Origin of the sequence: Mucilaginibacter celer (genome assembly GCF_003576455.2) — a bacterium.
In the GTDB taxonomy this organism is placed as follows: Bacteria; Bacteroidota; Bacteroidia; order Sphingobacteriales; family Sphingobacteriaceae; genus Mucilaginibacter; species Mucilaginibacter celer.
The window spans coordinates 5,387,067-5,412,804 of record NZ_CP032869.1; the positions used below are offsets into that span (position 1 = coordinate 5,387,067).

General features: G+C 44.3%; 22 protein-coding genes. 8 read left to right on the top strand and 14 right to left on the bottom strand.

The genetic code is table 11. From position 1 onward, the window contains the following. Positions 1–4 precede the first annotated feature (4 nt). Positions 5–1,915, bottom strand: a complete 1,911-nt coding sequence (locus tag HYN43_RS22170) for a RagB/SusD family nutrient uptake outer membrane protein (RefSeq protein WP_119406117.1) — start codon at positions 1,913–1,915, stop codon at positions 5–7. Positions 1,916–1,930: 15 nt separating this feature from the next. After that, positions 1,931–5,101: a SusC/RagA family TonB-linked outer membrane protein gene (locus HYN43_RS22175; RefSeq protein WP_162996583.1), complete on the bottom strand. Its 3,171-nt coding sequence runs from the start codon at positions 5,099–5,101 to the stop codon at positions 1,931–1,933. Between HYN43_RS22175 and HYN43_RS30500 the strand changes: the two genes are divergently transcribed. After that, positions 5,082–5,342 carry a hypothetical protein gene (locus tag HYN43_RS30500; protein ID WP_162996584.1) on the top strand — a complete coding sequence of 87 codons (261 nt, stop codon included), beginning with the start codon at positions 5,082–5,084 and terminating at the stop codon, positions 5,340–5,342. The genes HYN43_RS22175 and HYN43_RS30500 overlap by 20 nt on opposite strands. Before the next feature lie 189 nt (positions 5,343–5,531). Here HYN43_RS30500 and HYN43_RS22180 read toward each other — a convergent pair whose 3' ends face one another. Continuing rightward, positions 5,532–6,719 (bottom strand): class I SAM-dependent rRNA methyltransferase, encoded by a 1,188-nt coding sequence (locus HYN43_RS22180; protein WP_119406119.1) that lies wholly within the window; start codon positions 6,717–6,719, stop codon positions 5,532–5,534. Between the two features lie 383 nt (positions 6,720–7,102). On the opposite strand from HYN43_RS22180, the gene HYN43_RS22185 reads away from it, so the two are divergent. The 3 genes from HYN43_RS22185 to HYN43_RS22195 all read left to right on the top strand — a co-directional run bounded on the left by HYN43_RS22185 (position 7,103) and on the right by HYN43_RS22195 (position 8,776). Continuing rightward, a complete protein-coding gene (locus HYN43_RS22185; protein WP_245446983.1) occupies positions 7,103–7,957 on the top strand; it encodes a DUF2911 domain-containing protein in 855 nt (284 codons plus the stop codon). Between the two features lie 176 nt (positions 7,958–8,133). Beyond that, on the top strand, positions 8,134–8,457 hold the full coding sequence (locus tag HYN43_RS22190; RefSeq protein WP_119406120.1) for a hypothetical protein: 324 nt from the start codon (positions 8,134–8,136) through the stop codon (positions 8,455–8,457). A 1-nt stretch (position 8,458) separates the two neighbouring features. Then, on the top strand, positions 8,459–8,776 hold the full coding sequence (locus HYN43_RS22195; RefSeq protein ID WP_119406121.1) for a hypothetical protein: 318 nt from the start codon (positions 8,459–8,461) through the stop codon (positions 8,774–8,776). On the opposite strand, the gene HYN43_RS22200 is transcribed toward HYN43_RS22195, so the two are convergent. The 4 genes from HYN43_RS22200 to HYN43_RS22215 all read right to left on the bottom strand — a co-directional run bounded on the left by HYN43_RS22200 (position 8,728) and on the right by HYN43_RS22215 (position 14,177). Continuing rightward, positions 8,728–10,443, bottom strand: a complete 1,716-nt coding sequence (locus HYN43_RS22200) for a sodium:solute symporter family protein (protein ID WP_119406122.1) — start codon at positions 10,441–10,443, stop codon at positions 8,728–8,730. The two genes, HYN43_RS22195 and HYN43_RS22200, sit on opposite strands and share 49 nt — an antisense overlap. Positions 10,444–10,551: 108 nt before the next feature. Further along, positions 10,552–10,743 carry a hypothetical protein gene (locus tag HYN43_RS22205; RefSeq protein ID WP_119406123.1) on the bottom strand — a complete coding sequence of 64 codons (192 nt, stop codon included), beginning with the start codon at positions 10,741–10,743 and terminating at the stop codon, positions 10,552–10,554. A 439-nt stretch (positions 10,744–11,182) separates the two neighbouring features. Next, complete coding sequence (locus HYN43_RS22210; RefSeq protein ID WP_119406124.1) at positions 11,183–11,716, bottom strand: hypothetical protein; 534 nt, start codon at positions 11,714–11,716, stop codon at positions 11,183–11,185. 4 nt (positions 11,717–11,720) lie between these two features. Continuing rightward, positions 11,721–14,177: a PIG-L family deacetylase gene (locus HYN43_RS22215; protein ID WP_119406125.1), complete on the bottom strand. Its 2,457-nt coding sequence runs from the start codon at positions 14,175–14,177 to the stop codon at positions 11,721–11,723. A gap of 263 nt (positions 14,178–14,440) precedes the next feature. Here HYN43_RS22215 and HYN43_RS22220 point away from each other — a divergent pair, with 263 nt between their 5' ends. From HYN43_RS22220 to HYN43_RS22235, 4 genes are read left to right on the top strand one after another with little or no spacing between them, the layout of a single operon-like run. Continuing rightward, a complete protein-coding gene (locus HYN43_RS22220) occupies positions 14,441–15,088 on the top strand; it encodes a TetR/AcrR family transcriptional regulator (protein WP_119406126.1) in 648 nt (215 codons plus the stop codon). Next, positions 15,072–16,436, top strand: coding sequence for a TolC family protein (locus HYN43_RS22225; RefSeq protein WP_119406127.1), 1,365 nt, complete (start codon positions 15,072–15,074; stop codon positions 16,434–16,436). Before HYN43_RS22220 ends, HYN43_RS22225 begins: the two co-directional genes overlap by 17 nt. Before the next feature lie 24 nt (positions 16,437–16,460). Then, on the top strand, positions 16,461–17,516 hold the full coding sequence (locus HYN43_RS22230) for an HlyD family secretion protein (protein WP_119406128.1): 1,056 nt from the start codon (positions 16,461–16,463) through the stop codon (positions 17,514–17,516). Between the two features lie 4 nt (positions 17,517–17,520). Continuing rightward, entirely contained in the window at positions 17,521–19,065 is a 1,545-nt protein-coding gene (locus tag HYN43_RS22235; protein WP_119406129.1) for a DHA2 family efflux MFS transporter permease subunit, read from the top strand. A 262-nt stretch (positions 19,066–19,327) separates the two neighbouring features. Here the strand turns inward: HYN43_RS22235 and HYN43_RS22240 are convergent, their stop codons facing one another. The 7 genes from HYN43_RS22240 to HYN43_RS22270 all read right to left on the bottom strand — a co-directional run bounded on the left by HYN43_RS22240 (position 19,328) and on the right by HYN43_RS22270 (position 25,695). Beyond that, positions 19,328–19,912: a carboxymuconolactone decarboxylase family protein gene (locus tag HYN43_RS22240; protein ID WP_119406130.1), complete on the bottom strand. Its 585-nt coding sequence runs from the start codon at positions 19,910–19,912 to the stop codon at positions 19,328–19,330. A 196-nt stretch (positions 19,913–20,108) separates the two neighbouring features. After that, complete coding sequence (locus HYN43_RS22245; protein ID WP_119406131.1) at positions 20,109–20,654, bottom strand: peroxiredoxin; 546 nt, start codon at positions 20,652–20,654, stop codon at positions 20,109–20,111. Positions 20,655–20,959: 305 nt separating this feature from the next. Beyond that, positions 20,960–22,585: an NADP-dependent glyceraldehyde-3-phosphate dehydrogenase gene (locus HYN43_RS22250; RefSeq protein WP_119406132.1), complete on the bottom strand. Its 1,626-nt coding sequence runs from the start codon at positions 22,583–22,585 to the stop codon at positions 20,960–20,962. Between the two features lie 265 nt (positions 22,586–22,850). Then, entirely contained in the window at positions 22,851–23,129 is a 279-nt protein-coding gene (locus tag HYN43_RS22255) for an Atu4866 domain-containing protein (protein ID WP_119406133.1), read from the bottom strand. Beyond that, positions 23,090–23,935, bottom strand: a complete 846-nt coding sequence (locus HYN43_RS22260) for an oxidoreductase (RefSeq protein WP_119406134.1) — start codon at positions 23,933–23,935, stop codon at positions 23,090–23,092. The genes HYN43_RS22255 and HYN43_RS22260 overlap by 40 nt, the downstream gene beginning before the upstream one ends. Before the next feature lie 159 nt (positions 23,936–24,094). Further along, on the bottom strand, positions 24,095–24,826 hold the full coding sequence (locus HYN43_RS22265) for an SDR family oxidoreductase (protein WP_119406135.1): 732 nt from the start codon (positions 24,824–24,826) through the stop codon (positions 24,095–24,097). Positions 24,827–24,861: 35 nt separating this feature from the next. Further along, the gene (locus HYN43_RS22270) at positions 24,862–25,695 is read right to left on the bottom strand and encodes an SDR family NAD(P)-dependent oxidoreductase (protein WP_119406136.1); all 834 of its coding nucleotides are present in this window, start codon (positions 25,693–25,695) and stop codon (positions 24,862–24,864) included. Positions 25,696–25,738: the final 43 nt, after the last annotated feature.

The window sequence follows — 25,738 nt, forward strand, 5'->3', positions numbered from 1 at the left end:
TAAATTAATAACCCGGATTTTGAACAAGGTTCTGGCTTTTCTGAATTTCATTTTGCGATATCTGCTCGTAGTACCAGCGTGTATCAAACGTATAGCGGGAGTTACGCTCATCTAAACGGGCATCAAAAAAGTATTTGCTGTCGCCCGCCGAATAAAACGGCATCAGCGTACGGTAAACAGTACTGTTTTGCTCTTTATCGGCAACACGCCAGCGGCGCATATCCCAGTATTGTTTGTTTTCAAAACCAAGCTCTTTTTTACGCTCTTTACGTACCACATCAATTGTTAAACCGGCAATACCGGTTAATAAAGTTGCGCCGGCACGTTCGCGAATGGCATTGATTTGGGTAAAGGCATCCTGTAAATAGTTTTTATCGCCCTGGCCAAGTGCATTCAGCTCGGCTGCCGCTTCTGCACGGTTAAGCAGTACCTCGGCATAGCGTAGTTCGATCCAGGTTTGATCTGAGCGGTTTTCCAACACCAACGAGGTTGGTTTATCGGGCACAATGTATTTACGGATAGAGAAACCCGAAACCGAGCAGGTACCATCACCGGTAAAATAACCGCTTAATCCTGCAGGATTCATGGTTGTACCATTTGGCAGTGTATAAGGTGTTTGCGACGCGTTGGCCGACTCGACCATATTGGTTGTTGGGTAATGCGCTGTTGAACCGGCAGGTAATAACGGACTGATCCCTCCCGCTGTCGGGCCGGTATAAATGCCCCTCCTTATTTCAATGCTTACGCCTTTCAGTAAATCGCCGGGTAAAACCACGGTGGCCCTTAGCCTTGGCTCGGCATTGGCAAACAGGTCCATCGTGTTGGTATACAGATCATATTTGCCGCCTGTTGTGGTTTTGATGGTGCCATCGGCATTTTTAGGGATCCCATCAAATAGCTCCACATAGTTTAAAGTAGGGTTAACTTCTGATGAGTAACCATTGGCGCCCATTAACTGGCGCGGCACGTTGTAGGCATCATAACCATGTACCGATTCGGGGTAATGGTATTGACGTACAAATATGTTTTCGCCGCTGGTGGCATCAAAAAACAGGTTAACATAGTTTTGATACTGGGCTTCCTTATCTGTTGCCGACCACGCTTTTTTATACAGATCATACTTGCCTTCAAGCAGCACCGCGGCATCATAAGCCGCTTTAAAATAGCTAACCGCTTTTGTTGCCGGGATGCCGCAAAGCCTGTTGCCACCACCATCAACCAACGAAATCTGGTTATATTTGGCCACCGAACCTGCAAACAACATTGCCCTCGATTTAAAACCTGCCGCTACATATTTGTTAGCGCGACCAGCCTGGCTTTTTTCGGGCAGATTGGCATAAGCATAATCCAGGTCGGTACCGATAAAATCATAGATCTTTTCTTCAGACGAACGTGGAATTTTCAACTCCTCAACGCTTTGTGCAGGATAATTGAGCACTTTATCAACCAATGGCACACCGCCATAGCGTTTAACCAACGCAAAATAAGTTGCCGCACGGATAAAGCGGGCTTCGCCCAACCATTGGTTAACCTGCTCGGTGGTAAAGTTGCCGGTGTATTTGGCTATGTTTTCTGAAAAGTAATTGGCATCGCGAATAGTGCGGTAGCAATCGCTCCAGGTTGATAAGCCGGTGTTTTCCTGCATCGAGCCATTTTGGTCGCGGCTTAAAGCCTCGCCTGTGGTAGCACTTGTTGGGCTGATGATCCAGAACATATTTAAGCCGCGCTCGGGCGAGTACCTGAAATCTTCTATCGGCAGTTCGGCGTACATGCGGGCCATATAAGCTGTTACACCGGCCGAACTTGAAAACACGTCCTGATCGCTGATGATACTTGGCGGCAGGGTGTCGAGCTTTTTACATGCTGTAGTCCAGCAAATTAAAAAGGCAAATATTATATATGCGTATTTTTTCATGATTTGATATCCTTATTAAAATTTAACATTTAAGCCAAGTGAGAATATTTTATCCAGCGGATATAAATAACCGTAATTGGCCGATGGGTGCTCCGGATCGAGGTATTTTAAACCCGTAACGGTAAGGATATTGTAGCCGTTGGCAAAAATCCTGGCACCCTTAATACCCAAAACTTTGGTGGCGCCTGCCGGAAGCGTATAACCAATCTCGGCCGATTTTAACCTCACGTAAGCCGCGCTGTGGATGTTTGACAGTGAGTTGGTATTGGCTGTTGTGCCGGTAAGGGCAAAGGTCCCGGGAGTCCATACTGTGTTTGGATCATAAGGATCAGCTTTAGGATCGGTTGGGTGGTACCTGTCCATAAACATAGATAGCGCGCTGCCGCCACCCCATAACGGGATGTTTAACTGCTCGATGTAGGATACGTTGATACCTGCCGCGCCTTGTAACACCGCGTTAAAATCAAAGCCTTTGTAGTTTATACCCAGGGTTAAACCAAAGGTTGTGGCCGGGGTGCTGTAGTTGTTGTTACTTACGTTTTGAGCTATCGGGTGCACATCCTGATCGTTAATTACACCATCGCCGTTCCAATCCTGTAAAATATAATCACCAACCACGGCGTTGCGCGATACAAATTGCGGGCTATTCAGGATTTGCTGATAGTTTTGGAACTGGCCGTTGGCACCATATCCCCAGAAAATATTGTTATATCGGTTATCATTATTGTTATGCCAGTTAAGCTGCGAGTTACCATAATCCGCGTGTATTTTGCTGATCCATTTGCTACGGGTATAACCAAAAGTACCTTTTACTACATAACCCACGTTGCCTATATGGTTGCGGTGGTTAAGTTCGATATCAAAACCGTTGGTTTGATCGCTGTTCAGGTTTTCCTGCGGTAACTCGGCACCTACAACGCCCGGTAATGCTTCAAGCCTTTTATCAAGCAGGCCGCTGCGGTCGCGCCTGAAAACATCTACCGTTACGCCCAGTAAACCGTTCCAGGCCTGTAAATCGATACCGGCATTATAGGTTTTTGCCACCAGCCAGAAAATGTATGGGTTGGCAATACCACGGCTTTGGGCAGCATTAACAAACGTACCATCAAACACCGAGCCTGGCGGGAGCCTGTTGTTATCGCCACCGGCGGGGTAGTTATAACCGGCCAGGTAGTTAAATGAATCAAGGTTTGAATCATCACCCAGCTTGGCATAAGATAACCTGATCTTCAAATCATCAACAAATGATAATGCTGAGGTGTTTTTCCAGAATTTCTCCTGCGAAACCCTCCAGCCCAATGAAGCGCCGGGGAAGAAACCCCACCTTTTCAATGGTGAGTTTTTTGAGTTGGCATCATTCCTGAAACTGAACTCGGCCAGGTACTTGCCGTTGTAATCATAGTTTACCCTGCCTACGTATGATTTTGAAACAAACTCATAAGGCCAGCCGCCATCGATAGATGCTTTTTGATTGGCCGAATTACCTGCGCCAAGCTGATCAACAGGTAACGACAGTTCGCGCATGGCATTGAAGTTATCGCCCGATTGCGAACGCTCCTCATACAAAAACAAACCGGCAATGTTATGGCCTCCTTTTAATGTTTTATTATAGTTTGCCGATAACTGCATTAAGCTGGTAGGCTTTTCATAAAACTGCCTGGTTAATGAACCCGGAGTTTGGTTGGCTATGGTAGCATAGCTTTTGCTGTTTGCATCATAAGTATACTGGTTGTATGAGCGTTGGTAAAGCTTATTGCTCGACATGTAGTAGTCATAGTTATACAAACCTTTTAAACTTAAGCCCGGCACAAACGGCACGGTATAAGTTGCAGCCATTGATGACTGGAACCACTTATTGGCGATTTTTTTATATCCGCTGATATCGGCATTTGATAAAGCTACCGGATTTGAGCCATCCACCTCGCCATTATTTAAATAAGCGGGATTGTTATTGGCATACACCGTTTGGGTAGGTACCTGGCGCCAGAACGAGCGGATAATCCACCAGGCATCGTTGTAAAGCTGGTTGGTTTGCTCGAGGGTTGCAGCAAGGTTAAGATCGATTGTAAGATTTTTGGTTACTTTACTGCTTACGTTCGATCGTACGTTGTATTTTTTGTAGTTCAGATCGCCGCTTTTAAAAAAACCGTTTTGATCTGTAGTACCCAGGCTCAGGAAATAGTTGGTAGTTTCATTACCTCCCGATGCGTTAAGGTTATGCTGTTGTTGAGGTGAACTGTTGGCAAATACCTGCGAATACCAATCGGTACTGGTACGGGTACCGTTTCTGAAAGCGTCGAAATCGGCATCGGTATATTTTGCGTGGCCGCCGTTAACGTTGTGTAAAAGCTGTTCGTTAACCAGGGTCATATAATCGATAGCACCAACCGGCTTCGGCATATAGGCCGGCACCTGCCAGCCGTACGAGCCGGAATAGTTAAGGTCCATCGATCCTTTTTTACCTTTTTTGGTAGTAACCAATACCACGCCGTTAGCCGCACGGATCCCGTATACCGCCGCCGATGCATCTTTCAATACCGAAACACTTTCAATATCGTTAGGATCGAGCCTCGAAATATTATCACGCGGCACGCCATCAATAATTACAAGCGGGTTACCAAAACCACGAATATCAAACGAGTTGCTGAACGAGCCCGGCTCTGAAGTATTTTGGGTGATGCGCACACCGGCAATTTTACCGGCCAGCATATTCAACGCGTTTTCGTTTTTGGTGGTCACAATCTCGGAGTTGGTAACCGAAGCTACCGAACCTGTTACCGATGCTTTTTTCTGTGTACCGTAACCAACCACTACAACCTCGTTAATATTGGTTGCGTTGGGCATTAATTTAACCATGATACTTTTTTGCGTGCCTACAACAACTTCCTGCTGTACGTATCCTAAAAAACTAAACACTAAAATTTGGCTGGCTTCGGCATTAATGCTGAACTGGCCGTCGATATTGGTGGTAGTTCCGTTTGGAGTGCCTTTAAGCTTAACGCTAACACCGGGCAGGGGCTGCCCTTTTTCGTCGTTCACCACACCGGTTATTTTGCTTTGCGCAAAGGCCGAAGTGCATAAGGCTAAAAACAGGAGCACAGCAATAAAGCGCTGTAGCATCCCCGTAAATTTAACCCGATAATGGATGCGATGGCACCCACCATAATTGGTAAAAATTTCCTTCATAAATAATTTGGTTAATGGGTTTATAACTCGTTGCCGTGTGAAAAAAAGTATACCGGTTAAAGGGATGGTTAAGCCAGATAAGCCGCACCTGTTTTTCAATTGGCGCAGCAATGATAAAGGGGGAGGTATTAAAACGGGGGTTAAAAAAGGGGTTAATTCGGCTAAAAATTTATTAACCGGGCAAAAATTAAGCGCTTTTTTAAGTGAAACAACAATGTGTTGTGGGTTTGGCGCAGCGTAACCCGTGGCTGGGCATGGCTTAAGTTTAAAACTTAAGTCCCTTTTGAATTGCGCTGGGGGCTCAGCCCCCAACTGTTTTACACCACGGGTTACGCTACGCTAAACCCGCGGCAGATTCTTAATAATAAAGGCGTGTTTGCTTCCGCAAACACGCCTTTAATTTTTGTTCCCCCTTCAGGGGGTTAGGGGGTTAATACACCCTGCAAAGCAATCCTTTCAAATACTCCCCTTCCGGAAACGAAGCCCGCACCGGGTGATCTTCCGGCTGATGAAACTGGTATATAAACTGCACCTGTTTACCGGCATCCAGCGCCGCCCAGGCAATTACCTGTTTAAAGGTTTCCATATCCATCGCTCCCGAGCAGGAATAAGTTGCCAATAGTCCTCCTTCGTTAAGCAACAACATTCCTAATCGGTTCAAATCTTTATAGGCCCTCGATGCGCGGGTTAAAGCCGAACGCGATGGCGCGTATTTTGGAGGGTCGAGCACAATTACATCAAACTTTTCGCCTTCATCCCTGAATTTGCGGAGCTGGGTGTTCACATCCGATTTTATGGCCGTATGTTTCGAAGCATCAAGTTTATTCAGCCTGATGTTTTCGCCCAAAGTTTCAATAGCCAATGCCGAACTATCTACACTGGTTACTGATGCCGCGCCTTCTTTCAGGCTATTCAGCGTAAAGCCGCCGGTGTAACAAAAGCAATCAAGCACCTTTTTATCCTTAGTATGTAAAGCCAGCACATGGCGGTTATCGCGCTGATCGCAATAAAATCCTGATTTTTGGCCTTCGGTGATGTTGATGCCATAAACTACATTGTTTTCCAGTACTTCAACCAATTCGGGTGGCGGGCTGCCGGCCAACACTTTATTTTCTGCCTCGGCCAAACCTTCATGGGCGCGGGAAGCGCTATCGCTTTTATCAGAGATGCTCTCGGGGCTAAGCAGCTTTTTTAGTTCATCAATAATTACAGGCATCACATTCTGAATGCCGGAAGTAAGCACCTGTACAGCTAAGTGACCGGCGTATTTATCTACGATGAGTCCGGGCAAATAATCCGATTCGCTGAAGATCAGGCGGCAGGTGTTAGTACCATTGGCTAATATATTAGCGCGACTTTTAACAGCCACGGCAACTTTTTCCCTGAACCAGGTTTCGTTAACCTGTACATCTTTATTCCACTCCAACAGGCGCAACGTAACGCGCGATTGATCGTTATAAAAACCGTAGGCCATAAATTCGCCCTGCGCGTTAAGCAATTGCACTACATCACCGTTGGCGGGTTTCCCCTTCACTTTTTCTATCGCGCCCGAAAATACCCAGGGATGCCTTTGCAGCACGGCTTTTTCCTTGCCTTTTTTTAGTATAACATTGATCATGGGTGCAAAGGTAATAAAGCGCTGGTAATTTTGGGGTTGTGGCGATGAGTGGCTTGTTATAGGAGATATAAGTGCCCGGAAAGTTTTTCTATTCCCTCCCTTGGGGAGGGGTGCGTTGGATTGCGTAGTGGCAGGGAGGGGTTTGTACGCCTCGTTAATATACATGCCTGGTGAAGAAACCCCTCCCTACACCCTCCCATGGGAGGGAATCGCACTTCCCCCTGCTTTTATTTACTCCGAACACTTATCGGCCGGAACTCCATCTGCATTTCTATTTTTATCAATTTATACTCAGCCTACTAAACCCAGAAAATATTTTTACGTCATACACAATAATATCAGCATTAAAACATTTGGTATCTTAGATTCGAAAACTATAGATCATGAAAAAAAACTACGTGTTCCTGTTCAGCATGCTTATTGCCTGTTGTTGTTTCAGCACTAAATTGTATGCTCAAATACCCCGGATACCCGAGGCCAGCTCAACCCAAACCATTATCCAGGATTTCGGATTAGGAAAAGTAACCATCACCTATTCCCGCCCAAATGTAAAAGACCGCAAAATATTCGGCGGCATCATTCCCTACGGCGAAGTTTGGCGTACCGGTGCCAACGCCGCAACCACCATTACCTTTACCGAAAAAGTAATTATTGAGGGTAACGCCGTACCTGCTGGCACTTACTCGTTATTCAGCATCCCCAATAAAAACGAGTGGACCATCATTTTGAATAAAGTTGTAAAACAATGGGGAGCATACAGTTATAAACAAGACCAGGATTTTCTTCGCTTTACCATAAAACCAATTCATGTAAGCGAAAAACGAGAAACGTTCACTATGGCCTTTGTTAACTCAACCACCAAATCAACTGATCTGGTTTTAGTATGGGATAAAACGGCAGCCTATATCCACATGGAAACCGACGATGATGCCAAAATTACCGCCAATATAGATGAGCTGATGAAAGGCGACCGCAAACCATACTATTTCAACGCCATACAATACTATTACGAAAACAATAAAGATGTAGACAAAGCCCTGGGCTGGGTTTACGAGGCCGAAAAAATTGAGCCCAAAGGCCCATGGTACAAACTTTGGGAATCGCGCCTGTTATTGCGCAAGGGCGATAAAGCAGGTGCCATTGCCGCTGCCGAAGCTGGCATAGCTTTAGCTAAAGCTGATAAAGATGAAGAATACGAGCGCCTGAACCAGGAAGCGCTTGATCATGCGAAAGAATAGTCACTCAGGAAGGAGACTTTTTTAATACGCACCAAATCCCGGTTTGAAAAAAGCCGGGATTTTTTATTGGGAGTCAGCGATCAGGTCACACAATTAACTAAAATTCCCATTCCTGCTTGCAGGTAAAATTTCATAACTTAGACTGAGCGTTACATTAAAAATTAACCTCCAGGTAAATGCCCGAAACAATTAAAGCCTACCAATTAGACTGGCCGCCTATAACCGTAGAGGGCTATAGCGAGCAGAACAACGAAGCTGTAATGATATTTAATTGCGACATCACAACCGATGATAAAGCAGGTAATGTAATACATTACGCCATTGGTCGTACAGCCTGGGCATGCCAAAACTTACCTTTAAATACCAAAATCAAATTACGGTTTGATATCAGGGGCCAGCAAATTCCGGTTGGCAAAGCCGATATGTTTAATGATCGGTTATCGGTATTGATTAACAATTTGCAGTTGGAAAACCCTGTTTTAATAGATATAGTAAAATAATATGGCCTTACTTAACCTGATAGCGAAAAGCGAAAAGGGAATAAACTGGGATCATTTTTTCGACCGGTATTCTGCGCTAAATCTGGATCGTATTGAAGTATTCCCAATCCCGAAGGAATTAGGATTTGATGTTGATTGCATTGGTGTTAATGTTCATAAAGGATATACCAACCGAAAAACGGTAATAGCCCAACTTGAACAAATTATTACTTTCGGCAGCGGCGATCCGTATCTTTTAAAATTCACAGAATTGTATGATGGGATCGAAATTTACCCGGCCAACGCGTCGGATGTTTTTGGCAAATTATTGCCGGTATAGCGGTTAATCAGCATAGAAATTAAAATCACCAGAACCGCCCCTACAGCATTCAGCCACAAATAAGCTATCGCATCAAAATAACCCAATATACAAACAATAGCCTCTGTGATAATGGCCGCGATAAAAACCGCGGTTCCATTTATTTTTTTTAGATAGAACGCTACAATAAATACTCCAAGTATCGTTCCGTAAATGTAGGATCCCAATTGGTTCACGGCCTCGAGTAGGTTTCCTATCCGGCTTGCGTAAAGCGCCATCCCAATACAAACAACACCCCAAAATACAGTTGCCAGCCGCGAGGCATTCAAATAATTCTGATCGGTAGCGCCCGGATTAATGATTCGTTTATAAATATCCACCACACTGGTTGAAGCCAGCGAGTTTAATGCACTTGCTGTTGATCCCATCGAGGCCAAAAAGATGATAGCTATCAATAACCCGATCAATCCTTTAGGCAGATATTGGGTCACAAAACTCAGAAATACGTAATTGGTATCGTTATCATCCGCCTTAGGATTATTCTTTTTCATCAGTTCGATGGCGTTTTGCCTGATAATGCGGGCCTGGATATCGGCCACCTTTAACTGATCCTGCGCTTGATTAATCCTGTCCTGGTTTTTACTGTCAATAGCTTTAACCAGTTCGTTGGCTTTGATCTTTTTTTCTTCAAAGGCCTGGGTGTATTGCTGGTCGAGGTAATTGTATTGCGTGGCGTAGCTGCTGTTTTTGATCTGCTTAACCTCGTACTGGTTAAAAAACATAGGCGGCCTGTTAAACTGGTAAAACGCGAATACCAGCACACCTATCAGCAAAATCAAAAACTGCATTGGGATTTTGATCAAGCCATTCATAATGAGCCCCAACCGGCTTTGCCCTACCGAACTGCCGGTTAAATAACGACCTACCTGGCTTTGATCGGTACCGAAATAGGAGAGCTGCAAAAAGAAACCGCCAATTAACCCGCTCCAAATGGTGTAGCGATTATCCGGATCAAACTTCCAGTCAATCACATTCATGCGCCCCATTTTACCGGCCATTTTCAATGAATTGACGAAACTTACATTATTAGGCAACAGGTAAACCACGAGTGCCCCGGCTAAAAACATTCCTAAAAAAATGATGCTCATTTGCAGCAGTTGTGTGTACGATACTGCCTTGCTACCGCCATAAACGGTATAAATGACCACCACACCGCCGATAAAGAGGGTAGTGTAAGTGGTATCGATATTTAATATGGTTGATAAAATAATAGACGGTGCATAAATAGTAATGCCGGTTGATAATCCTCTTTGCACCAAAAACAGGAACGAAGTAAGCGCACGCGTTTTCAAATCAAAACGCTGTTCCAAAAATTCGTAGGCCGTATAAACTTTAAGCTTATGAAAAATAGGCACAAAGGTGATGCAGAGCACAATCATGGCCAACGGCAACCCGAAGTAAAACTGCACAAAACGCATCCCATCCGAATAGGCCTGGCCTGGAGCCGAAAGAAAAGTTATGGCGCTGGCCTGGGTGGCCATAACCGAAAGGCCCACGTGGTACCAGGGTAATGAACGACTGCCAACCAAAAACTGGTCGATATTTTTATTGCTGCCGCTTTTCCAGATCCCGTAGGCAACGATAGAAAGAATAGTAAAGGCGAGTACGATCCAGTCGGTTAAACTCATTCAAAAAATTTGGTAATGAGCCAGAATACTAAAACTAAAAAAACCAGCCATGCGGCAACAATGCCGTAAAACTGGTTCCAATTTTTTATAAATGAAGGTAGGTCGGGATCAGGCCTCTTCATTACGGCCACGAACTAACACGGCTATAAATGCAGCAGCGGTTAACAAACCCAAAATACCACCTACAATAATCCAGGTGAAGCCTACATTCAAAATAAAACCTATAAACAAGCCTGTAAATAAGCCTACCAGGTAGTATATATAATCTAAGTTGTCTTTTTCTTCTTTATGGTGTCCCATGATGTTATGTGTATGATTGCAGCAAAAATAGGTGATTAATTGAATTTTACCAAAGTTTGTTTTGTAAAAGGATTGAGTGGGTTGTGATGGTTTAAATTAGAGGGCTTGAAGCGGGTATGCATATGTACAATTTTGTCTGAACCGGGATTTGGGAGGATTTTTGGGATGGGCAGGATTTTGTCTGGACTCGAATTATCGATTTAAGGAATTAATAAAATTAAAAAATCTAATTAATTCTATAAATCTCCCCAAATCCCGGTTCAGACAAACCAGCGAAATCAACGGTTCAAAATATGGGCGTTGCCTGCGGCCGGGCTATCCGTTCCAAGTCCTCGCCTTGCCATCCGCACAGTCCAACCCACGCTCCGGGCTTTCCACTACTATCCCTAACGCGGCCCTCGCACCATTCCAAACCGAAAGCCATATCCAATCCAATCTCTTAATACTTTAGTCCTATATCTAAAACGATTAAATTAGGGTCAATTTTTTGATTAAATGGATTGTTGTTTTCGTCAATAATCTTAAAATTATAATTCAAATACTTTAGAATGGTTTTTAATGCTAACTCTTCTTTTATTAATACCCTATTACTCTTAAATATTGTAATGTCTCTTGGAGATACTCCTCCAATCATTGACCTTGCCCTTTTTGGTTTCCAGCCAGCATCTTCAAGTAGTTTAAAAAATTGATTCCCGAACTCCTCAGATTCTAAATCACCGGCGACGCTTAAAATTTGAATTTCTGTTCCAGAGTATTTCTTAAGTTCATTGATAAGTGCCTTTTGATTCACAAAAGTAGAATTTAAAGTTCTTGGATCCGATGCAAACTTATTTAGGGTATCCTTTTGATTTCCCCAATAAAATAAAAAAACAGATGCACCTGCTGCTATAATAGAAGTAACTAAAACAACTATTGAACAAATTTTAATCACAGCGTTTAGGCTATCAGGATTGTGTGATAATGGAATATTCATGACGTTAATTTTTCGGCCTGCTCAACAAGTTAACAAACAACCTGTAAGCCCCAGGCACACCAGCAGGCAGCTCCCTGAAAAATGCCAGCGAAGTATAAACAAACCTCCCTTTACCATAATCACCAACTATCAGCGATCCATTCAATGGCTCTTCACCTTTATCATTCATCTGGAAAATGGTTTTGTACTGCGGATCGATATTAGTTACAAAGTATAGCCCCCGCTCCTGGATCCAGCCGCTAAAATCATCGCTGGTTATTTTGTTGGGATAGTTGAGTACCGGGTTTTCTTTATCCAAAATAGTAACCGCTGCATTTTCATCGGTTACCCTCCTGTTCACAACAGTGAAAGGATACGGGCCTATTTGTTTTACAACAATACCATTGTTGTTATTGTATTGAACCACCAGATTACCGCCATTTTTTACGTACTCAAGTAATTTGGGCTGTTCATAAGCAAGACGTTCGCTTACGTTGTAGGCACGTACGCCGGTTACAATGGCATCATAACCCGATAGATCGCCGTTCATTACCTCGTTTTCGCTTAGCATATGCACATCATAGCCAACCTGGCGCAGAGCTTCGGGCATCTGGTCGCCGGCACCGGCTATGTAGCCTATTTTTTTGCCGGTGGTTTTCAGGTCGAGGTACACCAGTTTGGTTTGCGCGGGCGGGAATAGGGTGATTGCAGGTACGTGATCATACCTGATACGGCGCAGACTTAGCGAAAACGGTTTACCGTTGGCATTTACCACAGCTTCCAGTTCGGCGGTTTTAGGTTTCGCATCGGTTGGCGTAATGGTAAACGCTACCGACCATTCGTCATTTTTATCTTTACCGGTAAAATCAATTTTTTCCGGACTTATCTTCCATCCGCTTACCGCTTTAAAGCTAATACTGCCGCTTGCTTTGGTAAAACTTTTCAGGTTAACCAACACCGTTTGCGGCTGCTGCGCACTGAAAATATAATCCTTGCCCTCAATATTTGCAGTTACCGGTGGCGTAATTTCTATAGGTTGATAAACTTCCCCTCGTACAGGATCGACAAATTTATATATCAGCCTCCGATCGATATTGATGGGTTTACCCTCAATAATAAACTGGAAGGTAACTTTTGGCAGGTCGGGGTTTTCGGGGTTGCCTGCAAGCGTATTATCCGGCAGGGTATAAATACCTATCGGGTGCGGCTGAGCCAGCCAGTAAGGTTGTGTTAAGCGTGAAGCGGTAATGCCTGAATCAAAAGACTGCAGTTCGTTCTCGGGCAGCACTTTGCTATCTAATGTAATCGTATTATCCTCACTTGTGATGCTATTGATCTTTACCCTGTTACTAAACCTGTTAATAGCCTGCGCGCGGATATTGATTTTATCGCCCAAAGCATAGGTAGCTTCGGTTGCGTAAGCCTCGAACCATAAACCACTGCACGCAGCTATAAAATTGCTCAGGTCTTTAACTTTTTGCTCGCGCCAGTAAGTATCTGATATTTTCTCCACCTTGCCCAGCAACTGGATTAAGGCCGGTACCGATTTTTCGGGAGTTTCGGCATTGAAACTTTTAGCGATAACTCCCAAGGTAGCTTCAACGGCATCGCCATCTTTTACCCTTTTCCAGGTGGTGTTAACCCCATCCATCAAATCGTTTTGAGGCGCATCACCTAAAATAGTTTTAAAAAACTCGAACGATTCGCCGCGTTGCTTAGCCGAACCGAAGCCCTGCGATTTATGGTTGCTACGGCTTTCGGCTGCTATTTCGCCGTAGGCTTTGCCAAGCACCGGGTTATAAATACCAACGTTTATTTTAAACTGGTCGGCAGCGGTTGTGTTGGTGTTGCCGAAGTTAAAAGTATTCCACAACAGGCGTTTGGCCTGCCATGGTTTTACATATTTTAATTGCTCGGGGTAACGATTTGGATCGGCAGCAGCGCTGAATGCTTCCTGCGCCAATATAGCCGATGAGGTGTGGTGACCATGCCCGCCCTCGCCCGTAGTAGGGAAACGGCAAATGATAACATCGGGCCTGAACTTGCGGATCACCCATACTACATCGCCCAATACTTTTTCTTTATCCCAGATCTTTAGCGTCTCCTCCGGCCCTTTCGAGAAGCCGAAATCGTTAGCGCGCGTAAAAAACTGCTCGGCGCCGTCAATACGGCGCGCGGCTAATAGTTCTTGTGTACGGATCAAACCTAAAAGCTCGCTTTGCTCATTGCCTATCAGGTTTTGGCCGCCATCGCCGCGGGTAAGCGACAGGTAACCTGTGCGGTAATGTTTTTCCTGCGCCAGGTAAGCCAGCAAACGGGTGTTTTCATCATCGGGATGGGCGGCTACATATAGTACACTGCCCAGCACGTCAAGCTTTTTAAAATTTTGCTGAATGCTGCCAATATCTGTTGGCGGGTTGGTTTGGGCTTTTGAAAAAACTACTGTTGATAAAAGTAATACAATGAGGTGGATCCGCTTCATGCCAACAAATATATTGAAAGATAGATATTTCGCATTTCCTGTATCAACAATATAACAATTGAATTACCGCCTCAATGAATGTGTTAACATTTGTTGATTGTATTATTAAATGTTTCAACAAACACTTTAAAATTTTACCAAAGTCCTAACGGGGCTCAAACAAATTTGTCATTCGGTGGTAATCTTAATCAACTGATTAACTTTTTCTGCTTCAATCCGATACACTTAATCAATCGTTTGATTAATTTTGTGCCGTTAAAACAATGGAAAAAGATAAAATAGATAAAAAAGACCATATCCTCGACGTAGCCGAAAAGGTATTCGCGGATCTGGGTTATGACGGGGCCTCCACCCGTACCATATCGGGCGAAGCCGGTGTAAACATGGCTATGCTCAATTACTATTTCGGCTCGAAAGAAGGGCTTTTTCTGGCAGTTTTTGAACGTAAGATCAATTCTTTCCGTACTCTACTCCAAAACATCGGTAATGACGAAAGTATGACTCCATGGGATAAGCTATCGAAATGTATTGACAACTACGTTGAGCGCATCATTGCCAACAACTGCTTTCAAAAGCTAATTAACCGCGAGGTATCTATGAATAAACGCGGCGACCTCACCGATAAGATCATCGAGATATTGATGGTAAACGTTATAGAAATAAAGAAGATCATTGAAGAAGGTGTTACCAACGGGCAGTTTTACCACGAGGTGGATGTGCCTTTGGTAATCGCCACGATGTTCGGCACAAAAAATTATATAGTTAACATGCCGCAGCTATCTTCGATTATCATAGGCCATGATATCCGCGAGGAAAAATTTATGGAAGAAGAACTCAAACCCCGTGTAAAAACATATATGAAACGACTATTAAAAGCTTATTTAGTTAACGAACATGACAACTCCAAATAACAAAACCAACCACCTTAAACTATTAAAGCAGGTATTGCGGCCCGTTTTACGCGGCGGCATCGCCCTCATAGTATTAAGCCTGCCTTTTGCAGCTGCCGCTCAAGACAGGACTATTACGCTGGATGAGGCCATTAAACTCGGCCTTGAAAACAGCAAAACCTTAAAACTCTCCAACTCGAAAGTTGAACAGGCTATCTCTCAATACAACCAGGCTAAAGACGAAGCGCTGCCAACCGGTAAGGTAAGCTACGGTTACAACCGTGCCCAGATCCCTGCCAACAGGCTGGCCCTTGGCGAATCGAGCTTTAACCTGCCATCGCATGCTGATGCCTATCTTGGTATCCTTACCTTAAACCAAACCATTTTTGGCGGTAACAAACTGAAATACGCCCGCCAATCAACCGATCTGCTTACCCAGGTTGCCCGTTTAGATGTGGATAATAATAAAGATGAGGTAGTTTATGATATCATCAACTCGTACTACAACCTTTATAAGGTATTGCAAAGCAAAAAAGTAGTAGCACAAAACTTAAGCACGGTTGACGCGCAGATTAAACAGGCCCAACGCTTTTTTGATCAGGGTTTGGTAACCAAAAACGATGTACTTCGTTTCCAGTTGCAGCGCTCAAACATCGAGGTTAATGGTGTTGATTTGGAAACCAACCGCCGTATCATCAATTACAACCTTAACGTATTGTTAGGTTTGCCGGAAGGTACCCAGTTAAACATCGAGCAGATCACCGAAGCCGACAGACAGGTTGCCCCATTGGCATCATACCTTGATACCGCCATGGCTGCCCGCCCCGAGTTTAAACAATTTGCTTTGCGCAGTCGTGTTGCCGCAATCAATACCAAAAGCATTAAAGCTAACGAGTTGCCTACGGTAGGTGCATCGGCCGCCGCTTACTACGTTGATGTGAGCGCCAACCCTATCCCTAAAAGCGGTAACTTTATTACCCCAATATCGGTAGGCTTAACCGCGTCGTGGAACTTCAGTTCGATGTGGACTAACAAAAACAAGGTAAAAGAAGCTAAACTGGAAGAGCAACAGGTTGAGATTAACAAAAACATCACTACCGATAGGATTAAAGACGAGGTAAACCAAAGCTACCAAAACTATACCCAGGCGCTTGAAAAAGTTAAACTTTTACAAACCGCTATCGATCAGGCTGGTGAAAACAATAAGATCCTCGAATCGAAATACAAAAGCAATATCGCATCTGCTACAGACCGTGCCGATGCCGAAACCTTGCTTTACCAGGCACAGATCAACTTAGAACTGGCTAAAGCCGATGCTGGTTTGGCTTACTATACTTTATTAAAATCAACAGGAAAAATTAACAAATAATAATACCCAAAACCTTTAAATAAAATGGCAAAGGAACAAGAAACACCGGAACAACCGAAAAAGAAAAGCAAAGTTATCCCAATCATATTAGGTATAGTACTTATTGGCGGCGTAATTTTCGGTATAAAAGAATACATCTACTTCAGCAAACACGTTGATACAGATGATGCCCAGATTGACGGCGACATCAGCCCTGTGGTTGCCCGCGTTGGCGGATATGTAGATTCGATCTATTTTGAAGAAAACACCCACGTAAACGCAGGTGCACCATTGGTTAAAATAGATGATCACGATTACAGAATAAAATTAGAACAGGCTCAGGCCGCACAAGTTGGTGCAAGTGCCGGCATTGGCGTAAACCAATCACAGATTTTCGCTAACCAGGCAAGTTCTGCAGGCGCGAAAGCACAGGTTGCATCAAACCTCGCCCGTTTGGAGAAAACTCAAAAAGATTACGACCGTTATGCCAACCTTGTAAAAGACGGATCAGTAACCCAACAACAATTTGATCAGGCCAAAGCCGATTTAGATGTTGCAAAAGCTAACTACAAAGCATCACAAGACCAATACAAGGCAGCGGTTGAACAAATTGGCACAACCCGTAGCCAGTTAAAGGTAACCAACACCGGCGTATCGCAAAAGCAGGTTGACATTGATTATGCTAAACTTCAGTTAAGCTACACTACCGTTAAATCGCCTGCAAGCGGTATCGCTTCTAAAAAGAACGTACAGTTAGGTCAGCTGGTTCAGGCTGGTCAAACATTGTTCTCAATTGTAAATGATAACAGCCTGTACATTACAGCCAACTACAAAGAAACCCAGTTAACCAACATTAAAAACGGTTTAAAAGTTGAAATTGAGGTTGATGCTTACCCTGATATGAAACTGGAAGGTTCAGTTTACAATTTCTCGCCTGCTACAGGTGCTAAATTCTCGCTGTTACCTCCGGATAATGCTACCGGTAACTTCGTGAAAGTGGTACAACGTGTGCCTGTAAAAATCAAAATCACAGGCAGCAAAGAGGATCTTGCAAAATTACGCCCAGGTATGAGCGTAAATGTATCTGTAATTAAAGAATAATATTATGGCTGAAACTGGCTTTAAAAAGTGGATCATCACCATTACGGTGATCACAGCTTCGTTACTGGAGCTGATCGATACCACTATCGTTAACGTGGCCTTACCGCACATACAAGGGAACCTTGGCGCAACCCTCGAGGATGTGGCCTGGGTGGTTACCGGGTACGCGGTTGCCAACGTAATCATATTGCCCATGTCGGGTTGGCTGGGCGGCCGTTTTGGGCGTAAAAACTATTTCCTCACTTCCATTATCGTATTTACGATAGTATCGTTTTTGTGCGGTAACGCGCATAGTATGAACGAACTGGTATTGTTCAGGATAATACAAGGTGTAGCCGGTGGCGGTTTGATTTCAACCGCACAGGCTATATTGCTCGAAACCTGGCCACGCGAACAAATTGGTACAGCAACCGCCCTGTTTGGTTTAGGAGCGGTAGTTGGCCCTACAGTAGGGCCAACCATTGGCGGTTGGATAGTTGAAACGTTTTCATGGCCCTGGATTTTTTATGTAAACATCCCGGTAGGCGCACTTGCTGCATTTTGTACTTACACCTACGTGCGCGAAACGCCCAAAGATGCCAAAGGTAAACCGGTAGACTGGTGGGGAATTATCCTGCTGGCTATTGCCGTAGGCAGTTTACAAACCGTACTGGAAAAAGGCGAAAGTGAAGATTGGTTTGCAAAAACCTATATCCTGGTGTTAACCATTACCGCGGTATTAGGTACCATATTATTTATATGGAGAGAGATGAGCACCGAGCACCCTATTGTAAATTTTGGCATCCTGCGGCATCGAAGCTTTGCGGTGGGTATGTTTACATCGTTCATTCTTGGCTTTGGTTTATACGGGTCGGTATTCGTGTTTCCGGTGTTCTGTCAGAATTTGTTAGGATTTAACGCCCAGCAAACCGGCGAGCTATTGTTCCCCGGCGGTTTGTGTACCATTGTGATGATGCCGTTTATCGGCAAGATGCTTAATAAAGGCATCCCGGCACAATTTATGGCTACGGCGGGTATGTTTTTGTTTTATGTGTTTACGCACATGCTGGCAGGCTCCACATTACAAACCGGCGAAAAGGATGTATTGATTCCTTTGTTAATCCGTGGTGTGGGTATGGCCTTGTTATTTGTTCCGCTTACTACTTTGGCCATGGCCGATTTGAAAGGGCCTGAACTGGGGCAAGGATCTGGTTTAAATAACATGATGCGCCAGTTGGGCGGTTCGTTTGGTATTGCTACGCTAACTACTATTATCCACATCCGCCAGGGTGTGCACCGTAGTAACCTGCTTACCAACATCAACCCGTATAACAATCCGTTTAACGACAGGATGCATATGCTTACCCAGGGCTTTATGGCCAAAGGTAAATCAATGCTTGATGCTACCCACATGGCGTACCAGGCTATTGAGGGCATGATTACCCGCCAAACATTGTTATTAACTTATGATGATGCTTACTGGATTTCGGGCTTGGTAATGCTGTTTTCCATTCCGCTGCTTTACCTGCAGCCATTCAAAAAGCTAAAGGCAGCTGCCGACGCTCACTAAAATGATAAAAGCCGTTCCACTATTACCGGAACGGCTTTCCCCAAAAAAAATTAACAATTAAAATTTAAGTTACTCCCCCCGGAGGAACAATTGTTTTTTGAAAAAAATAATGTAGCCGAGGTTTGTTTAATCTTAAGGTATAAATTTACTGGAATTTAATTAATAAACGCAAATTTTATTCGGCAATAAAATACTATTTATGAAAAAGGCATGAAATTTAATCGTTTCATGCCTTTTTTATCGTTAAACTAAGCTAAGCTTATTAAAATATAACTTTTCCGGTTGCTGTAACCAATGATGCGATGCGTACTGCATCAAAAATACGCTCTTCGGTAGTGCCTAATTTAATCAGCGAATCTTCGTGGGCGTTCACGCACATCTCGCAACCATTAATTGCCGATACGGCAAGGCTGGCCAGTTCAAAAAACTCTTTACCGGTAACAGGTTTCATCATCAGCTGCATGCGGATACGGGCCGGGATTTGCGTGTATTTCTCCTTTTGGGTGAAATGCCTGAAACGGTAAAATATATTGTTTGATGCCAATAATGAAGCGCAACCAACTGCCTCGCCAATTTCGGCATCGGTAGCTTCGCTTTCTTTAGCGTATTTGGTAAAGAAGTTGATAAGCGGTACGTTATTATTGTTTGCAGCGGTGGCCAAACCTAACAGGGCACATTCTTTATTAGTTAAATGGGCCGAGGTAAGGGTGCTGGTAAAATTCAGTTTCAGATCGCGCAGGTAGCGTGATTCGCCGGTTTCTAATAAGGTAAGGCTGGCGGTGCGGTAGTTTTTATCTAATCCGATACTTTCAAGTATCTCCTGGATCACTTCGGTACTTTCGTTCATTTCTGGTAGCTTAAAGCTTAAGGCGGAAGGCCGAAAGCTATTTTTTGATAATATGATTTATTTTAGACTGATCAGGCTCTACATTTCTCTGCTTTAGGCTTTTAGCCTTCTGCTTTGAGCTTCTTTTCAGCTTAAAAAAAGGTGTAAAAAATCCCCGCACCGGAATACAGTACGGGGACGTTTATCTGTTGAATAATTATACAGTTAAAGTTTCCTGACCTTTTTCCCAGTTGCAAGGGCAAAGCTCGTCGGTTTGTAAACCGTCAAGTACGCGTAATACTTCTTTCACGTTACGGCCAACGCTCAGGTCGTTAACAGATACCCAACGGATGATACCTTGTGGATCAACGATGAAAGTAGCACGGTAAGCGATTTTTTCGGTAGGCTCTAAAATGCCCAGGTCTTCAGCTAATGATTTTGAAGTATCGGCAAGCATAGGGAATTTCAAATCACGCAAATCATCGTGATCTCTTCTCCAGGCAGCGTGAACAAACTCAGAATCGGTAGAAGCACCGATCAGGCGGGTTTCACGGTCGCGGAATTCGCCAAAGTTTTTGTTAAACTCGGCAATTTCGGTAGGGCAAACAAAAGTAAAGTCTTTTGGCCACCAGAACATTACAGTCCAAACGTTATCATCGTTGGTAAGGTACTCAGAAGTAAGGGTTTCAAACTCTTTACCTTTTTCAAGGCTTACTACCGCTGTTTTAGAAAATTGGGGGAATTTTTGTCCTATCGTTAACATATTTTGATATTTCTTTTAATGTTGATGCAAATATAAAAATTTAAAGCCGCCTCCCGAATACTAATATTCTATCATGTATAGATTTTAACTATATAATCCGATCTAAAAATAAGAAATATCGATGAAGGTAAATTACAAAAGCAGGTAGTTGACAAACATTGATTTCATCAATTACAACTCAGCAACAATAATTATGCGGATAGCCATCGAATAAGGTTTCATTGAGGCGCTTACGTGTGAAGAAGGGTTTACAAAAAACCTCGTAAACCCTTCTGACTATCTTTGTCCCCTTTAGGGCTTGTGGGTTACAAAATAAACTTGGTACTCAAAAAGTTCGAGTCGTTATCATTCACAATCTCGTTGATGATATTCTTATTCGTCTCCGTCATCTTGGTAGTAACCAACGAGCGGATAGAGAACGACCTCAATGCATCATGAACCGATAAAGTACCCTCTGCACTATCCTTGCGGCCGGTAAACGGGAACACATCCGGCCCGCGCTGGCACTGGCTGTTGATGTTTACGCGGCTTACCAGGTTAACAAACGGATCTATCAGCGATGAAATCTCTTTGGCATCGTTACTAAAAATACTTACCTGCATACCATGCGGCGAATCGATCTGGTAGGTGATTGGTTCTTCAATATCCTCAAACGGAATAACAGGGATAACCGGACCAAACTGCTCCTCGCGATACAGTTTCATATTTTCATTAACCGGGTAAACAATAGCCGGGAAAAAGAATGAAGCCGAGGTTTCGCCGCCGTTTTCGTTAATCACTTTGGCGCCGTTGGCTATAGCATCGTTTACTATATCCGTTAAGTATTCGGTTTTGTTTGGCTCGGGCAGTGGGGTAAGTTTTACATCTTTATCCCATGGCAAACCGAATTTGAGTTTGGCAACCGCTTCGCTAAGCAGTTTCAAAAACTCATCGGCAATTTCCTTTTGCACAAATATCAATTTAATGGCCGTACACCGCTGCCCGTTAAATGATAATGCCCCTAAAATACATTCGCTTACCGCCTGGTTTAAATCGGCATGTTTGGTTACGATGGCCGCGTTTTTGGCATCTAAACTTAAAACTGCCCTTAAGCGGTTTATTTTAGGATGACGCTTTTTCAGATCGTTAGCTACCTTGCTCGAACCGATAAAAGCCAGCACGTTCACTTTCCCCGATGCCATCAGTCCCGGAGTAACCACTGCTCCTCTACCGTAAATAGTATTCACCACGCCTTTCGGGAACGACTCCTGGAAGGCCCTTAACAGCGGGTAGTGCAACAGCGTACCATGTTTAGGTGGTTTAAATAAAATGGTATTCCCCATAATTAAAGCGGGGATAAGGGTAGTAAAAGTTTCATTAAGCGGATAGTTGAATGGCCCCATGCAAAGCACCACACCCAGCGGCGAACGGCGGATCTGGGCTACCAGGCCCTCGGCCATTTCAAAGCGGGATGATTGGCGGTCGATATCCTTAAGGGCATCAATAGTGGCGTTGATGTACTCGATGGTACGGTCAAACTCTTTGGCCGAATCGGCGTATGATTTACCGATCTCCCACATCAGCAGTTTAACCACCAGGGTACGCTGTTCGCTCATTTTAAAGATGAAGCGTTCCATACATTTAATCCTGTCGGCAATACTCATGGTGGGCCATTCGCCGCGGCCGTTATCGTATGCTGCAAGGGCGGCATCAAGCGATTCAAAAGCCTCCTTCTCGGTACAAACCGGGTAGGTACCTATCAGCTTGCGGCTAAAAGTACCATCTTCGCCCCAAAAGCCAACCGGCGAGTACACTTCGCTTACCTCGCCATTCCAGGGCTTCATTTCGCCGGCACTCAGGTATTCGCGCTGGTGTACTTCTTCAATCTGAAACTCGGGAGGGATCTTGTTTTCATCAACAAAAATAGAACTGAGCTGGGTTTTAAAACTCATATTTTCCAGGGGTTTTGATTTACCCTAAATATAGAAAAAGCCTGCTTTAACAAGCAAGCTTTTAGGTGCTAATAATATTTACTGATTTTATTATGGCACAAAGAGAAGTTTTTTGCTGACGTTTCCAGTTCCCCTCTTGAGAGGGGGCGCGGCGGAAAAGAGCGGGAGCAGGGGTGTGTTTCTTCCGCGTTCCGTTGCCGCCCTACAAAACACCCCCCCACCCCTCTCAAGAGGGGAATTGCACATGCCATCGCTTTTTTCTCACCTATGCCGTCTCTTTATAAAACACCATTCCGGCATGAAAAAAGGCTCCGTCGATAAAATCCCCCTCGGCGGTAAAGCCGGTATCGTCAAGGTATTCAACGTGGTTGCCTAATACGCTGTAATAACCGGCGAAGGCATTTTCATTATCGCCGCGTGCTTCCACGTAACGGCCGTTGGGTAAAAATTGGTGACGGATAAAACCGTCGCGGGTAACCCACACCCCTAAATAATGAGTTGTTGTTATTGTTTTATTGCTGTTGAAAGGCTTAATTCTTTCCATGTTTCCAATTCGTTTTTAACGAAGGCAAGCTTGGTTTCAACCAGGCCGTAAGCATCCTCGCCTAAAAATAAATTTAGCGGCGGATTAGCCTCGGTGGTGATCCTGATCATGGCTTCGGCGGCTTTTTCCGGGTCGCCGGCCTGTTGCTTGTCCATGTCGTTTTGGTGAAAATTCACTGTATTACGTACATTCTCGTATTCGGCTATCTGGTTTTGCGGTACCGCCAATGATCCTGCCGACAGGAAATTGGTGCGGAAATAACCCGGCTGCACAATGGTTACTTTAATACCAAAAGGCGCAACCTCGGCCGATAGGGTTTCAGAAAAACCGTTAACCGCAAACTTGGTGGCACAATAAATACCGCCGCCTGCAAAAGCACCGGTAAAACCACCGATGGATGATACGTTTAAAACATGTCCGGATTTTTGTGCGCGCAAATAAGGCAGTGCTTTGCGAATCACGTTTAGCGAACCGAACACATTTACTTCAAAATTATCGCGGGCTTCGCGGTCGGTTAGTTCTTCAATACCGCCTAATAAACCGTAACCGGCATTGTTTACCACCACATCTATTTTACTGAATGTTTTAACGGTAAGCTCGATGGCTTGCTGTACGCTTTCTTCGTTGGTAAGATTGACCGCCAGCGGCAAAAAACTGTCGTTAGCGTTGTCAACGGCTTTGGTTAAATCGCTTAAGCTGCGCGATGTTGCGGCTACTTTATAGCCTTGCGTTAATAGTTTCTTGACTAAGGCGAGTCCCAGGCCCTTTGAGGCGCCGGTTACAAACCATATTTTGTTGTTTTCCATTTGTTTTTTGGGATTACACCGATTGATTTTTGATTACACCGATTTTATTTTCTGGGATTACACCGATTTTTAGGGTGATTCTACAGATTTTTTGATTCGGTGATTTCTCTTTTCAGTGGTTAATATTTTTGTTAATTACTTTCTTTTATCTTGGCTCTATTATCTTGTTTGCCCTAATGGCCTTACGGTTATTTCGTTTACCGAGATATTACCGCGTTGACTGATGGCGTAGATCACGGCGTTGGCTATGGCCTCTTCATCAAGCTTGGGCATATTGGTAAGATTACCATACAGGCCCTTGATTTTGGGGCTGGTGATATCATGACCAAGTTCTGATTGAGTTGCACCCGGGTAAATTGTTGTTACCTTAATAGTTTGTGCTACTTCTTCCCTCAGGGTTTCCATAATGGCTTTTACCGCGAACTTTGTTCCGCTGTAAACGCCTATGCCGGGCGACGTTTTTAAACCGCCTACTGATGAGGTGGAAAGGATATGCCCTTCTCCCCTCTTCAACATGTAGGGCAATACCGCGTTGATGCCATATAAAACGCCTTTAATGTTGATGTCGATCATTTTGTCCCATTCGTCAACGTGGCCTTCTTCAAAAAAGGAGATGGGCATTACGCCGGCGTTGTTCCACATCACGTCCACCTGGCCAAATTTGGATATGGCTTGCTGAATAAGGTTATCCAGATCATTACGTTTAGCCACATCGGTTACTACGTAGGTGGCATTGCCGCCAATTTCCTGTACCAGGGCTTTTAACTGATCTTCGCGGCGGGCGGCCAAAACTACTTTAGCGCCAAGCCCGGCCAGCTTGCGGGCCGTGAAGGCGCCGATGCCGCTGCTGGCACCGGTTATCACAACCACTTTGTTTTTGATGTTTTCCATAGGTTTGTTTTATAGGTAGATGTAGGGTTGATGTTTTAAAAATCGGTAGAGCAGGTTACATCCTGCCATTGGCGATAGGCGGTATCCAATACGTGCAGCTTATCCAAAGCACGGTTATAGGCATCGCCGCCCAGTAAAAGATACACTGGTGGGTTTTCTTCATAAACCGTATTGATAATTGCTGTTGCAGCTTTTTCCGGATCGCCGGCTTGCTTGCCGTTCATCTTTAAAAGCTTATCGTGGTTTGCGCGCACTTCGGTGTAACCCTCAATTTTATTGTCGGTCATGGCTAATGAATCGGCAGTGAGGAACTGCGTACGGAAAGCGCCCGGCATTACTACGGTAGCATAGATGCCAAATTCTTTAACATCGGCGGCCAACACTTCTGTTAAGCCTATAACCGCGTGTTTTGCAGCGCCGTAAACTGCCCAGCCTGTGCCCGGAGTTACGCCGGCGATAGATGAAATATTGATGATATGCCCTGAACGTTGTTTGCGCAGGTAAGGCATTACATAACGGATCACGTTAAGCGTTCCAAAAACATTAACATCAAAGGCCATACGGGTTTCGGCATCGCTTAGCTCTTCAATAGCGCCGCCAATACCGTAACCGGCGTTGTTGATCACTACATCGATACGGCCAAATGTTTCGTGCGTGTGTTGCAGGGCTAATGATACACTGGCTTCACTAACCAGATTAACCTGCAGGGGTAAAAAATTATTGCTTGTGGTATTAACCGCGGCGGTTAACTCCTGTTGATTGCGTGAAGTGGCGGCAACAAGCTGACCAGCTTCAAGCAGCTGTTTTACTAAACTGAGCCCAAAACCTTTGGAAGCCCCGGTAATAAACCATACTTTTTTGTTGTCCATAAATTACTGTTTGTTTTGCTTTAGAGAAAGCAAAGTTACAGCG